Source organism: Pseudomonas mandelii (assembly GCF_002251635.1).
GTDB lineage: Bacteria > Pseudomonadota > Gammaproteobacteria > Pseudomonadales > Pseudomonadaceae > Aquipseudomonas > Aquipseudomonas mandelii_B.
Genome location: NZ_NMOJ01000194.1, coordinates 1 through 13,439, shown reverse-complemented (window position 1 = coordinate 13,439; position 13,439 = coordinate 1). Strand labels below are relative to the sequence as shown.

The 13,439-nt window shown below is 58.0% G+C and carries 15 protein-coding genes; 7 read left to right on the top strand and 8 right to left on the bottom strand.

Going from position 1 to position 13,439, the window contains the following annotated elements; translation table 11 throughout:
• Nucleotides 1-15: 15 nt before the first annotated feature.
• Complete coding sequence (locus tag B7L09_RS23930) at nt 16-618, bottom strand: peroxiredoxin (protein WP_003172097.1); 603 nt, start codon at nt 616-618, stop codon at nt 16-18.
• Nucleotides 619-932: 314 nt separating this feature from the next.
• Between B7L09_RS23930 and B7L09_RS23925 the strand changes: the two genes are divergently transcribed.
• Both B7L09_RS23925 and bfr read left to right on the top strand, forming a co-directional pair.
• Nucleotides 933-1,151, top strand: coding sequence for a bacterioferritin-associated ferredoxin (locus tag B7L09_RS23925; protein ID WP_094470903.1), 219 nt, complete (start codon nt 933-935; stop codon nt 1,149-1,151).
• Between the two features lie 199 nt (nt 1,152-1,350).
• Complete coding sequence (gene bfr / locus B7L09_RS23920; RefSeq protein ID WP_094470902.1) at nt 1,351-1,824, top strand: bacterioferritin; 474 nt, start codon at nt 1,351-1,353, stop codon at nt 1,822-1,824.
• Between the two features lie 221 nt (nt 1,825-2,045).
• On the opposite strand, the gene grxD is transcribed toward bfr, so the two are convergent.
• The 5 genes from grxD to B7L09_RS23895 form a co-directional block, all read right to left on the bottom strand.
• Nucleotides 2,046-2,387, bottom strand: coding sequence for a Grx4 family monothiol glutaredoxin (gene grxD, locus B7L09_RS23915; protein ID WP_094470901.1), 342 nt, complete (start codon nt 2,385-2,387; stop codon nt 2,046-2,048).
• Between the two features lie 98 nt (nt 2,388-2,485).
• On the bottom strand, nt 2,486-4,594 hold the full coding sequence (locus B7L09_RS23910; RefSeq protein WP_094470900.1) for a molybdopterin oxidoreductase family protein: 2,109 nt from the start codon (nt 4,592-4,594) through the stop codon (nt 2,486-2,488).
• Between the two features lie 132 nt (nt 4,595-4,726).
• Nucleotides 4,727-5,020: a PlzR type 4 pili assembly inhibitor gene (gene plzR / locus B7L09_RS23905; protein ID WP_077749897.1), complete on the bottom strand. Its 294-nt coding sequence runs from the start codon at nt 5,018-5,020 to the stop codon at nt 4,727-4,729.
• Between the two features lie 156 nt (nt 5,021-5,176).
• The gene (locus B7L09_RS23900; protein WP_094470899.1) at nt 5,177-5,512 is read right to left on the bottom strand and encodes a hypothetical protein; all 336 of its coding nucleotides are present in this window, start codon (nt 5,510-5,512) and stop codon (nt 5,177-5,179) included.
• Nucleotides 5,493-5,699, bottom strand: a complete 207-nt coding sequence (locus tag B7L09_RS23895; RefSeq protein WP_094470898.1) for a hypothetical protein — start codon at nt 5,697-5,699, stop codon at nt 5,493-5,495. Before B7L09_RS23895 ends, B7L09_RS23900 begins: the two co-directional genes overlap by 20 nt.
• A 447-nt stretch (nt 5,700-6,146) precedes the next feature.
• Here B7L09_RS23895 and argF point away from each other — a divergent pair, with 447 nt between their 5' ends.
• Both argF and B7L09_RS23885 read left to right on the top strand, forming a co-directional pair.
• Nucleotides 6,147-7,067, top strand: coding sequence for an ornithine carbamoyltransferase (argF, locus tag B7L09_RS23890; protein ID WP_094470897.1), 921 nt, complete (start codon nt 6,147-6,149; stop codon nt 7,065-7,067).
• A complete protein-coding gene (locus B7L09_RS23885; protein WP_094470896.1) occupies nt 7,064-8,173 on the top strand; it encodes an ABC transporter ATP-binding protein in 1,110 nt (369 codons plus the stop codon). Before argF ends, B7L09_RS23885 begins: the two co-directional genes overlap by 4 nt.
• 57 nt (nt 8,174-8,230) lie before the next feature.
• Here the strand turns inward: B7L09_RS23885 and B7L09_RS23880 are convergent, their stop codons facing one another.
• Entirely contained in the window at nt 8,231-9,013 is a 783-nt protein-coding gene (locus tag B7L09_RS23880) for a PhzF family phenazine biosynthesis protein (RefSeq protein ID WP_094470895.1), read from the bottom strand.
• A gap of 15 nt (nt 9,014-9,028) precedes the next feature.
• Nucleotides 9,029-9,499 (bottom strand): Cys-tRNA(Pro) deacylase, encoded by a 471-nt coding sequence (gene ybaK / locus B7L09_RS23875; protein ID WP_094470894.1) that lies wholly within the window; start codon nt 9,497-9,499, stop codon nt 9,029-9,031.
• 370 nt (nt 9,500-9,869) lie between these two features.
• Here ybaK and B7L09_RS23870 point away from each other — a divergent pair, with 370 nt between their 5' ends.
• The 3 genes from B7L09_RS23870 to B7L09_RS23860 all read left to right on the top strand — a co-directional run bounded on the left by B7L09_RS23870 (nt 9,870) and on the right by B7L09_RS23860 (nt 13,142).
• A complete protein-coding gene (locus B7L09_RS23870) occupies nt 9,870-10,721 on the top strand; it encodes an MIP/aquaporin family protein (RefSeq protein ID WP_094470893.1) in 852 nt (283 codons plus the stop codon).
• Between the two features lie 75 nt (nt 10,722-10,796).
• Complete coding sequence (glpK, locus tag B7L09_RS23865) at nt 10,797-12,302, top strand: glycerol kinase GlpK (protein WP_094470892.1); 1,506 nt, start codon at nt 10,797-10,799, stop codon at nt 12,300-12,302.
• 84 nt (nt 12,303-12,386) lie between these two features.
• A complete protein-coding gene (locus tag B7L09_RS23860; RefSeq protein WP_094470891.1) occupies nt 12,387-13,142 on the top strand; it encodes a DeoR/GlpR family transcriptional regulator in 756 nt (251 codons plus the stop codon).
• Nucleotides 13,143-13,439: the final 297 nt, after the last annotated feature.

The following is a 13,439-nucleotide window of genomic DNA, read 5'->3' as shown; positions in this document are numbered from 1 at the left end:
TGCGTCGAACGTGGCTTACAGCTTGCCAGCGTTCTCGGTCAGGTAAGCCGCAACGCCTTCTGGCGAAGCGTTCATGCCTTTGTCGCCTTTTTTCCAGTTGGCAGGGCACACTTCGCCGTGCTCTTCGTGGAATTGCAGCGCGTCGACCAGACGGATCAGCTCTTCCATGTTACGGCCCAGCGGCAGGTCGTTGATGATCTGCGAGCGCACAACGCCCTTGTCGTCGATCAGGAACGCGCCACGGAACGCCACGCCGCCTTCGGACTCAACGTCGTAAGCCTTGGCGATGTCGTGCTTCATGTCGGCAGCCATGGTGTATTTGACTTTGCCGATGCCGCCATCATTGATGGCAGTGTTGCGCCAGGCGTTGTGGGTGAAATGGGAGTCGATGGAAACGGCTACCACTTCAACGTTGCGCGCCTTGAAATCGTCCATGCGGTGGTCCAGAGCGATCAGCTCCGAAGGGCAGACGAAGGTGAAGTCCAGCGGGTAGAAGAACACCAGGCCGTATTTGCCTTTGATGGCTTCAGACAGTTTGAAGCTGTCAACGATTTCGCCATTGCCGAGGACGGCAGGTACGTCGAAATCCGGGGCTTGTTTGCCTACGAGTACGCTCATGGAATATCTCCTGGTCTATATATCGTGAAGAACTGGGTTCGCGTCAGCCTGCCACCCTCAGGCGACAGCCCTGTGACACGACCCCCTTCGCAAGGACCGACCATCATACACGGCGTTTTTGAGCTGTCCTCAACGGTTTTTCATCGGCGCAACAAATTGGCCATCGCAGCAGGTAATGGCAGATGCCTGGATGAAAACCGTTCGTCAGTCATACGCGCTTATAACGCAAAGCTTTCAGAAACAACTTTGACAATCATTCTCGTTAACATTAAGATCCATCGCAACTGAGTCACCACCAGCGATGGTTCTCCCTTATGTATGTCTGCCTCTGCACTGGCGTCACCGACGGACAAATCCGCGAAGCAATCTACGAAGGTTGCTGCAGCTACAAGGAAGTACGTGAAACCACCGGCGTTGCCAGCCAATGTGGTAAATGCGCCTGCCTTGCCAAGGAAGTGGTGCGTGAAACCCTGACCAAATTGCAATCGGCCCAGGCTGCGATTCCGTTCCCAGTAGAATTTACTGCCGCGTAATTACCCTATTCCAAAGAACCGGACTTGATGTCCGGTTTTTTTATGTCTGGAAATCAATTAGTTAGCGCCAAGACGCGGAACACAAACATTCTTATTCAGATTAATTTTCATTTATTATTCAATAACTTAGGTTTGACACTAAGGGGTTCGCCGCTCAAACTCTGGCTTATTGACAGCTAATACAGGGCAGGACCCCATCATGAAAGGCGACATTACAGTCATCCAACATCTCAACAAGATCCTTGCCAATGAGCTGGTCGCGATCAATCAGTACTTTCTGCATGCGCGCATGTATGACGATTGGGGCCTGGAAAAGCTGGGCAAGCGTGAATACAAAGAGTCCATCAAGGCAATGAAGGACGCGGACGCGCTGATCAAGCGCATCCTGTTCCTGGAAGGTCTGCCGAACGTGCAGGACCTGGGCAAGCTGCAGATCGGCGAGCACACCCAGGAAATGCTGGAGTGCGACCTGCGTATCGAAAAAACCGGTCATGCCGACCTCAAGGTTGCCATCGCTCATTGCGAAACCGTGGGTGACTTCGGTAGCCGTGAATTGCTCGAAGATATCCTTGAGTCCGAAGAAGAACACATCGACTGGCTGGAAACTCAATTGGGCCTGATCGATAAAATCGGTCTTGAGAACTATCTGCAATCGCAGATGGGTGAAGAGTAAGTTAGCGCCCGCTAAACTCGAGACAATAAAAAGCCCCGCACTCTTTTACAGAGGCGGGGCTTTTTAATGCCTACAGAGACGGAATCAGGCTTCGGTCTTGTTGGCAGCAGCCTTTTCAACAGCAGGAGCGAAGCTTGCTCGCGAAAGCGGTAGTCCAGTCAACTTATAAGCCCCGCACTCTTTTACAGAGGCGGGGCTTTTTAATGCCTACAGAGACGGAATCAGGCTTCGGTCTTGTTGGCAGCAGCCTTTTCAACAGCAGACTTGATCGTGGCTTGCAGCGAACCATCAGCCGACATTTCAGTCATGATGTCGCTACCGCCGACCAGCTCACCACCGACCCACAGCTGTGGGAAGGTAGGCCAGTTGGCGTACTTCGGCAGGTTGGCGCGGATTTCCGGGTTTTGCAGGATATCCACGTAAGCGAATTTCTCGCCACACGCCATGATGGCCTGGGACGCCTTCGCGGAGAAACCGCACTGAGGAGCGTTCGGGGCGCCCTTCATGTAAAGCAGAATGGTGTTGTTGGCAATCTGCTCTTTGATCGTTTCGATGATATCCATGGAACACCTCTGCAGGAACTTCGCGACTCACAGGTCGGCACGGTGGCGCATTGTAACGGAAACCCGAGCGCCATGCTCGGTCTCCCCGACAGACACAATCAAGCCGCCGCCACCGTCACCGGAACACCGTTCAACGCCGCATTCCCCGACAACTCGTCGAGCTGACATTCATCGGTCAGGTCATTGGCGCTGGAGCCCGGTTGACTACTGGCGATCGTCATCTGCACGCCTGGGCGTGCATGCCCCCAACCGTGAGGAAGGCTGACCACGCCTTTCATCATGTCCAGGCTGGCGACCACTTCCACTTCGATCACGCCGACCCGCGAACTGACCCGCACACGCTGCCCGTCACNCAATTNCCGACTGGCCAAGTCATCCGGGTGCATGTGCAGTTGATGGCGCGGCTTGCCCTTCACCAGTCGGTGATAGTTATGCATCCACGAGTTATTGCTGCGCACATGGCGACGACCAATCATCAGCAATTCGTCGGCAGCCGGTGCTTGCAGTGCGGCGAAGCGGGCAAGGTCGGCGAGAATCGCAGCCGGCGCGGCCTGGACTCGCTGGTTGGCGGTTTTCAGGCGTGGCGCCAGGTTTGATTTGAGCGCGCCCAGATCGACACCGTGCGGGTGATCGAACAGCGTCGCCAACGAAAGCTTGTGCTCCGAGGCATCACCATACAGCCCCATCCGCAACCCACGATCAATCATCTGCGCCGGTGCGATAGTCGGTTTCAGCTCCTTGCCGGTCTTCGCCGCAAAAGCCTGGGCCAGGCCGACAAAGATCTCCCAGTCATGCAACGCGCCCGCAGGCTTGGGCAGAATCGCGCGATTGAAACGGGTGACGTTGCGCACGGCGAACATATTGAACGTGGTGTCGTAGTGATCGTTTTCCAACGCCGAGGTGGACGGCAAAATCAGGTCGGCNTANCGCGTGGTTTCATTGATGTACAGGTCGATGCTGACCATGAACTCCAGCCCGTCCAGCGCCTGCTCCAGTTGCCGGCCATTGGGTGTGGACAGCACCGGATTGCCGGCCACGGTGATCAGCGCGCGGACCTGCCCTTCCCCGCCCGTCAGCATCTCTTCCGCCAGGGCCGACACCGGCAATTCGCCGCCGTATTCGGGGCGCCCGGACACCCGGCTCTGCCAGCGATTGAAATGCCCNCCCGACGTCGAGGCCACCAGATCCACCGCAGGTTCGGTGCACAACGCACCGCCGACGCGGTCGAGGTTGCCGGTGACCAGGTTGATCAGTTGCACCAGCCAATGACACAGCGTGCCGAAGGCCTGGGTCGAGACGCCCATCCGGCCATAACAGACCGCTGTCGGCGCCGCCGCGAAATCCCGGGCCAACTGACGAATCTGTTCTGCCGGCACCGCACACAAGGGGCTCATGGTGTCGGCAGTGAATGTGGCGATCGCCTGACGGACTTCATCCAGACCGTCTACCGGCAGATGGCTGTCACGGGTCAGGTTTTCGCTAAACAAGGTGTTGAGCAACCCGAACAACAGCGCCGCGTCGCCACCTGGCCGCACGAACAGATGCTGATCGGCCATCGCTGCTGTTTCGCTGCGACGCGGATCGACCACCACCACTTTGCCGCCCCTGGCCTGAATCGCCTTCAGGCGCTTCTCCACATCCGGCACGGTCATGATGCTGCCGTTGGAGGCCAGCGGATTGCCACCGAGGATCAGCATGAAATCGGTGTGGTCGATGTCCGGAATCGGCAGCAGCAGACCGTGGCCGTACATCAAATGGCTGGTCAGGTGATGAGGTAACTGATCGACCGAGGTCGCGGAAAACCGGTTGCGTGTCTTGAGCTGACCGAGGAAGTAGTTGCTGTGGGTCATCAACCCATAGTTGTGCACGCTGGGGTTGCCCTGATACACCGCCACCGCATTCTGCCCGTGATGCTCCTGAATCGCCGCCAGGCGTTCGGCGACAAGGCTGAAGGCGTCATCCCACTCGATAGGCTGCCATTCGCTGCCCACTCGCAACATCGGTTGGTGCAGGCGGTCCGGGTCGTTCTGGATGTCCTGCAGCGCCACGGCCTTGGGGCAGATGTGCCCGCGGCTGAACGTATCCAGCGGGTCGCCCTTGATTGAGGTGATCTGCACGCCATTGCCTTCGACCTCGGAGGTCTCGATGGTCAGGCCGCAGATGGCTTCACACAGGTGGCAGGCACGGTGATGGAGAGTCTTGGTCATGGCCAGTCTCTTTTGTTCTGGGCGGGCAATATCGGCCGCGGGAACAAAACTATGGCGCGTGACCCGCGACTGCGCCAGCGACGTTCGTCTTGTGAATCGGCGACCATCAGGCCAGCCGATGGCCGCGCACGATCAGTTCGGCGGCAACCTGGGCGGCGGCGCCTGCAACTGGATCTCCTGAATGGTTTCGATCTGTTCCTGGGCGATATGTACGCCGGTGAGCTCGCCGATCAGTCGCCAGTGCTCGTCGAGCCCGGTGCTGATGGTTGCCATGCGATCGATCATGCGTCGACCGGCCGCCTTGGTCACTTCGTCTTCACTGCGCATCAATTCGAAGGACATCGACGTCATGGAAGCGGTGAGGTGGGTCAAGGAGCGGGCCGTGAGGCCAAGTAAATCCATTAACAGCTGTTCTTTCGATTCCATTCCGAAGGCTTCCTGCGTCACTCGTGAGTTAGTTATAACCCAGCACTTTGCATTAGCAAATGTTTCATCCAGGACACGGTGACCGCCGGCGCCTTGAACAACAGACAAGACACGAAACGACCTCGTCAAAACATGCGTTCGACCGCACAGACAGGCTCACTGAGGCTGAGAAATCTTCGACGTCTTCTTTTTAAGCGGTGAGGCCAGTGCCGTCCATATTCCGCCAACCGCCAGCCAAAGCATCACGCCGGACCCGATCAGGATGATAGCTTTCTGGTTTGCCAGGATGCCCAACTGATGAGGCTCGGCTTGATAGACCTGCAAAGCAATATCAATGACGCTCACCACCGTGAACCACGCCACCACCAGGGCAGCGCCATGCTTCAGGTCCGGCGTCGATCGCGCGAGCAACGAAGCCCCCAGGTAGATTCCAGTTGCGACCAATCCCCCCACTACCAAAAACTGGGTCGAATCAATCTGCAATCGCGTCATCCCTGAAATTCTTCACGCCGATAAAAGCGCCGACGATGGCGCCAACCACTGCGCTCGGAACACCTGGGTAAATCGTGCTTGCAATAATTGCGAAGCCCATGACCGTAGAAATGACAGCCATGTCGAAGGCCGGCGAAACACGACGAAGACGTGTCAGGCCAGTGTGTCTGGGTTTATTGATCGCCATACAGCGCTCCCTCCCTGGGAGGGTTTGACTTTACGCAGTCGAGAATCCGCAATGGGGCGGATAATACCTGAGCGCAGTCCGATACCCGGCACCCGAAAACGTAACAGCAAACAACTCCGCGAGCTTGTAAGGGGCCCGGAGACCGCAGTTCAGCCGGTCTTCCATTCTTCGCCGGATAGCGAGCCGGATCACGGCATTGATTGCAATCGAGCTTCGGCACCGTGTACAAATGCTGCTCTCAAGCTTGCAACGCGGATCGCGTTGTAACGCTTGAAACATGTTGGAAGCCGAAAAAAAGCCTCCTATTGGAAAAACGCGACATTTAATNATAAGATCGCGCCTTCCCCTATTTCGTCGCCCCGTGCGGCTTTCGCCGCAGGTCTCGCCCGTTGTAACAATAAACAAGGCTTTGAGTATCTGCGGTCTGTTGCAAAAAGGTAGTTAATGATGAGCGCAAGGCACTTTCTCTCCCTGATGGATTGCACGCCCGAAGAGCTGGTCAGCGTGATCCGTCGAGGCATTGAGCTTAAAGACCTGCGTAACCGCGGCGTACTGTTCGAGCCTTTGAAAAACCGTGTGCTCGGGATGATTTTCGAGAAGTCGTCGACCCGCACCCGCGTGTCGTTCGAAGCCGGCATGATCCAGCTGGGTGGCCAAGCCATCTTCCTGTCCTCGCGCGACACCCAACTGGGCCGTGGCGAGCCGATCGCCGACAGCGCCCGGGTCATGTCGCGCATGCTCGATGCGGTGATGATCCGTACCTTTGCCCACAGCACCGTGACCGAATTTTCCGCCAACTCCCGGGTACCGGTGATCAACGGCCTGTCCGATGACCTGCACCCCTGCCAGTTGCTGGCCGACATGCAAACCTTCCTGGAGCACCGTGGTTCGATCCAGGGCAAGACCGTGGCCTGGATCGGTGACGGCAACAACATGTGCAACAGTTATATAGAAGCGGCGATCCAGTTCGACTTCCAGCTGCGCATCGCTTGCCCTGAAGGTTTTGAGCCCAATCCTGAGTTTGTGGCCAAGGCCGGCGATCGCGTGACCATCGTCCGCGATCCGAAGGACGCCGTGCGTGGCGCCCACCTGGTAAGCACCGACGTCTGGACCTCCATGGGCCAGGAAGAAGAGACCGCCAAGCGCCTGAAGCTGTTCGCGCCGTTCCAGGTAACCCGCGCGCTGCTCGACCTGGCCGCGCCGGACGTGCTGTTCATGCACTGCCTGCCCGCTCACCGTGGCGAAGAAATCAGCCTCGACCTGCTCGACGATGAGCGTTCGGTGGCCTGGGACCAGGCGGAAAACCGTCTGCACGCACAAAAGGCACTGCTTGAATTCCTCGTCCCGCCGTCGTACCACCACGCATGAGCCAGCCATTACTGCTTAACCTGCGCAATCTGGCGTGCGGCTATCAAGATCAACGGGTGGTGCAGAACCTCAACCTGCACCTCAACGCCGGCGACATCGGCTGCCTGCTAGGCTCTTCGGGCTGCGGTAAAACCACGACCTTGCGCGCGATTGCAGGGTTTGAGCCCGTGCACGAAGGTGAAATCAGCCTGGCCGGCGAAGTGATTTCCAGCGCGGGGTTCACCCTGGCACCGGAGAAACGCCGGATCGGCATGGTGTTCCAGGACTACGCGTTGTTTCCGCACTTGAGCGTGGCCGACAACATCGTCTTCGGAATTCGCAAACACCCGCAAAAAGACCGCGTGGTCGCCGAGCTGCTGGAACTGGTCAACCTGAAAAACCTCGGCAAGCGTTTCCCTCACGAGCTTTCCGGCGGCCAGCAGCAGCGTGTCGCCCTCGCCCGCGCCCTGGCACCGGAACCGCAACTGCTGCTGTTNGATGAGCCGTTCTCCAACCTTGATGGCGAGCTGCGGCGCAAGCTCAGCCATGAGGTGCGCGACATTCTCAAGGCACGCGGCACCAGCGCGATTCTGGTCACCCATGATCAGGAAGAAGCCTTCGCCGTGAGCGACCATGTGGGGGTTTTCAAGGAGGGCCGTCTTGAGCAGTGGGACACGCCCTACAACCTCTATCACGAGCCGCTGACGCCATTTGTGGCCAGCTTCATTGGCCAGGGTTATTTCATTCGCGGCCAGCTGAGCAGCCCCGAGTCGGTGCAGACTGAATTGGGTGAGTTACGCGGCAATCGCGCCTACACCTGGCCAACGGGTGGCGCGGTGGATGTGTTGCTGCGCCCGGATGACATCGTCTACGCACCGGACAGTGNTTTGAAGGCGCGGATTGTCGGGAAGTCGTTCCAGGGGGCGTCGACGTTGTACCGTTTGCAGCTGCCGACCGGGGCGCAATTGGAGTCGATTTTTCCGAGCCACGCTGACCATTTGGTGGGTGCAGAGGTTGGCATACGTGTCGCGGCTGAACACCTTGTGTTGTTCCAGGCATCGGGCAGCACGGCGGCGCAGATTCCGACTGTAGAGTCCGGTGTCCGCCGCTACGCCACCGCCAGCTGATACGACGCGGACAAAAATGCCTTCGCGAGCAAGCCCGCTCCCACATTAGATTTTTGATTAACCGAGCATCAGCGTTCCGCTCGCAACCAGCGTCGCCTTCCCGCCAATCTTCACCCGATCCCCTTCCAGCCTGCAGAACAACTCCCCGCCTCGCTTCGAGCATTGAAACGCGGTGAGGCTCGACTTGCCCAATCGCCTCGACCAATACGGAATCAAACTGCAATGGGTCGAACCGGTCACCGGGTCCTCATTAATACCGATCGCCGGAGCGAAGTACCGCGACACAAAATCATGCTTGCCGCCCTTGGCCGTGACGATTGCGCCAGGCCACGGCAGTTTGGCCAGGGCAACCATGTCTGGCTGACAATCGAGCACAGCCTGCTCGGATTCCAGCACGACAAACAACTCATTTGAACCCAGCACATCGACCACTTGGACGCCCAAGGCGCGTTCGACATCCAGTGTCACACCCACTTCAGACGGCACAATGGCCGGGAAATCCAGCCACAGGCTCCCACCCTCACGGCTCACACTCAACGGGCCGGACTTGCAGATGAAATCCAGGCGCTCGACGGGCTCCTTATAGATTTCAAACAACACATATGCGCTGGCCAGGGTCGCATGACCGCACAACGGCACTTCAGTCGTCGGGGTGAACCAGCGAATGTGCCAGCCCTGCCCTTCGCGCACCACGAAGGCGGTTTCGGCGAGGTTGTGCTCGGCGGCAATCTTCTGCATCAACTCATCGGCGAGCCAGGCCTCAAGCCGATACACCATCGCCGGGTTGCCACTGAACGGCCGATCACTGAACGCATCGACTTGATGAAACTCAAGCTGCATAACCTTCTCCCTGATTCAGGCGCGGCCAATATCGGCGAACGTTGCCTGAGTGTGCTCGGCCAGCACCGCCGGCGCCATTTCAACTTCCAGACCACGCCGACCGGCGCTGACGAAAATGGTCGCAAAGGGCTGAGCGGAATTATCGATAAACGTGCGCAAGCGCTTCTTCTGCCCCAACGGACTGATCCCGCCCAACAGATAACCCGTCGCACGTTGCGCAGCGGCAGGATCGGCCATTTCGACTTTTTTCACGCCCGCCGCATGAGCCAGGTGCTTNAAATCCAGACTTCCGACGACCGGCACCACCGCCACCAACAATTCACCTTTCTCACTGCTGGCCAGCAAGGTCTTGAACACTTGCTCCGGGTTCAGCCCCAGTTTCTCCGCAGCCTCCAGCCCATAGGACGCGGCCTTTGGATCATGTTCATAACTGTGCACGCGATGTTCGGCTCGAACTTTTTTCAACAAATCCAATGCGGGGGTCATGGCAGCTCCAGACTGGGCGGCAGTAGAAAAATCCTGCGCTGGATTCTAGGACATTGATCGGTAAAAGGCTCTATTGCACCAATGTTTCAACGGTTTGGCAGCGCCGCCTGCCGCTCGTCCGTGATCGGCCCGCCGCGTGAACGATACGATCATTCACGTGACTAATAGTTGAATTGTGACTGACGGTTCACTTTCGACCTTTGACAGCAGCGTTTCTTGTCTATATTTTTTCGAATCTGAATACTGTACGAATGTGTCATCGCAGCACCCAGTAGCAGGCCGAGAACAGAATGGGGATTCTGCCTCGGTGGAAAACGCGCTTTGGCCATGATGAAAGAAGCGCCAGACAACAACAAAAACGAGGTTTTCAATGACAACTGCTTTACAACAACCGTCGCTCTCAAGCCAATGCATGGCCGAGTTTCTGGGCACTGCACTGCTTATCTTTTTCGGTACCGGTTGTGTTGCTGCGCTCAAGGTCGCGGGTGCCAGCTTTGGGTTGTGGGAAATCAGTATCATCTGGGGGGTCGGCGTGAGCATGGCGATCTACCTGAGTGCCGGTATTTCCGGGGCTCACCTCAATCCGGCGGTCAGNATCGCACTGAGCATTTTCGCCGACTTCGAAAAACGCAAACTGCCGTTCTATATCCTCGCTCAAATAGCTGGCGCGTTCTGCGGCGCATTTTTGGTCTACACGCTGTACAGCAATTTATTCTTCGATTTCGAACAAACTCACCATATGGTTCGTGGCTCCCAGGCCAGCCTGGAATTGGCGTCGGTGTTCTCCACCTACCCGCATGCGCTGCTGAGCACGGCCCAGGCCTTCCTGGTTGAAATGGTCATCACCGCAATCCTGATGGGCGTGATCATGGCCCTTACCGACGATAACAATGGCCTGCCACGTGGCCCGCTGGCCCCGCTGCTGATCGGCCTGCTGATCGCCGTGATTGGCAGCGCCATGGGCCCGTTGACCGGCTTTGCGATGAACCCGGCGCGTGATTTCGGTCCGAAGCTGATGACTTTCTTCACAGGCTGGGGTGAAATTTCCCTCACCGGCGGCCGCGATATCCCATATTTCCTGATTCCGATTTTTGCACCGATTGTCGGTGCCTGCCTCGGCGCTGCCGCGTATCGCGGGCTGATTGCCCGTCATCTGCCCAGTGCCATACCTGCTACAAAGGACGCAACACCGGCCATTGACGGCAAACCAAGAACTTCTTGATACCGTAGGCGCGTGATCCTGCCCAAAAGATCGCGCGCCGGACCTCTCTCCCTTTTTTCGTCCAAGGCAATCGACATGACCGACACTCAGAATAAGAACTACATCATTGCCCTTGATCAGGGCACCACCAGTTCGCGGGCGATCATCTTTGATCGTGATGCCAACGTGGTCTGCACCGCCCAGCGTGAATTCGCTCAGCATTACCCGCAAGCCGGCTGGGTCGAACATGACCCGATGGAAATCTTCGCCACCCAAAGCGCAGTGATGGTCGAGGCCCTGGCACAAGCCGGCCTGCACCATGACCAGGTCGCGGCCATCGGCATCACCAACCAGCGCGAAACCACCGTGGTCTGGGACAAGACCACTGGCCGCCCGATCTACAACGCAATTGTCTGGCAGTGCCGCCGCAGTACCGAGATCTGCCAGCAGCTCAAGCGCGATGGCCACGAGCAATACATCAGCGACACCACCGGCCTGGTCACCGACCCGTACTTCTCCGGCACCAAGCTCAAGTGGATCCTCGACAACGTCGAAGGCAGCCGCGAGCGTGCGCGCAACGGCGAACTGCTGTTCGGCACCATCGACAGCTGGCTGATCTGGAAATTTACCGGCGGCAAAACCCACGTCACCGACTACACCAACGCCTCGCGCACCATGCTCTTCAACATCCACACCCTGGAGTGGGATGCGAAGATGCTGGAGATTCTCGACGTACCGCGCGAAATGCTGCCGGAAGTTAAGTCGTCTTCGGAAATCTACGGCCACACCAAAAGCGGCATCGCTATCGGCGGCATCGCGGGCGACCAACAGGCCGCACTGTTCGGCCAGATGTGCGTGGAAGCCGGCCAGGCCAAGAACACCTATGGCACCGGCTGCTTCCTGCTGATGAACACCGGTGACAAAGCGGTCAAATCGAAACACGGCATGCTTACCACCATCGCCTGCGGCCCACGCGGCGAAGTGGCTTACGCCCTCGAAGGCGCAGTGTTCAACGGTGGCTCGACCGTTCAGTGGCTGCGTGACGAACTGAAGATCATCAACGACGCCCACGACACCGAATACTTTGCTGGCAAGGTCAAGGACAGCAACGGTGTGTACCTGGTGCCGGCCTTTACCGGTCTGGGCGCTCCGTACTGGGACCCGTATGCCCGTGGCGCACTGTTTGGCCTGACCCGTGGCGTACGCGTGGATCACATCATTCGCGCCGCCCTGGAGTCGATTGCCTACCAGACCCGTGACGTGTTGGACGCCATGCAACAGGACTCGGGCGAACGCCTCAAAGCCCTGCGCGTGGATGGCGGCGCGGTGGCCAACAACTTCCTGATGCAGTTCCAGGCCGATATCCTGGGTACCCAGGTTGAGCGCCCGCAAATGCGCGAAACCACTGCACTCGGCGCCGCTTACCTGGCAGGCCTGGCCTGTGGCTTCTGGGGCAGCCTGGACGAGTTGCGCGGCAAGGCCGTGATCGAACGCGAATTCGAGCCGACGCTCGATGAAGCCGCCAAAGAAAAACTCTACGCCGGCTGGCAAAAAGCGGTCAGCCGCACCCGCGACTGGGAACCGCACGAAGGCGCTGAATAAGCCAACTATAGGGTTGTAACTGGCGGGGAGCCGCTTGCTGCGTCATCATGGGCCACTTTTGTATGGCAGCCCAAAGGACGCCCCATGAATCTGCCTCCCCGCCAACAACAAATCCTCGAACTGGTCCGCGAACGCGGTTACGTCAGTATCGAGGAGATGGCGCAGCTATTCGTTGTCACCCCGCAAACCATCCGCCGCGATATCAACCAGCTGGCGGACGCCAATCTGCTGCGCCGCTACCACGGCGGCGCGGCCTATGACTCCAGTGTCGAGAACACCGCGTACGCCATGCGTGCCGACCAAATGCGCGATGAGAAACAACGCATCGGCGAAGCCATTGCGGCGCAAATCCCGGACCACGCCTCGCTGTTCATCAATATCGGCACCACGACCGAATCGATCGCGCGTGCGCTGCTCAATCACAACCACCTGAAAATCATCACCAACAACCTCAACGTCGCCACCATGCTCAGTGCCAAGGACGATTTCGATGTGCTGTTGACCGGCGGTAATGTGCGCCGTGATGGCGGTGTGGTCGGTCAGGCGAGTGTCGACTTCATCAACCAGTTCAAGGTCGACTTTGCCTTGGTAGGTATCAGCGGCATTGATGAAGACGGCAGCCTGCTCGACTTTGATTATCAGGAAGTGCGGGTTTCACAGGCGATTATTGCCAATGCGCGCCAGGTGATCCTGGCGGCGGACTCCAGCAAATTCGGGCGCAACGCCATGATTCGCCTGGGGCCGATCAGCCTGATTGATTGCCTGGTCACCGACCAACAACCATCGCCAGCGTTGGCGCAGCTGTTGAGTCAGCACAAGATTCGGCTGGAAGTCGTTTAACGCCTTCATATCTTCGTCGTTCATACCGATGCCATCGCGAGCAAGCTCGCTCCCACAGAGATTGCGCATAACCCTGTGGGAGCGAGCTTGCTTGCGCATAACCCTGTGGGAGCGAGCTTGCTCGCGATAGCAGTCGCACAGGTAACACACCCTCCGCGGCATACCGCACATCTAAATGTTCGTAAATTTTCCTTTCCCGGCCCTTCGATCAGTATTTTCAATCGAAGTTGACTGGCTGTGGGCGACTTTATCAGCTACCATTTTCGTAAATGAACATTAATGTTCGAATTCCAATAC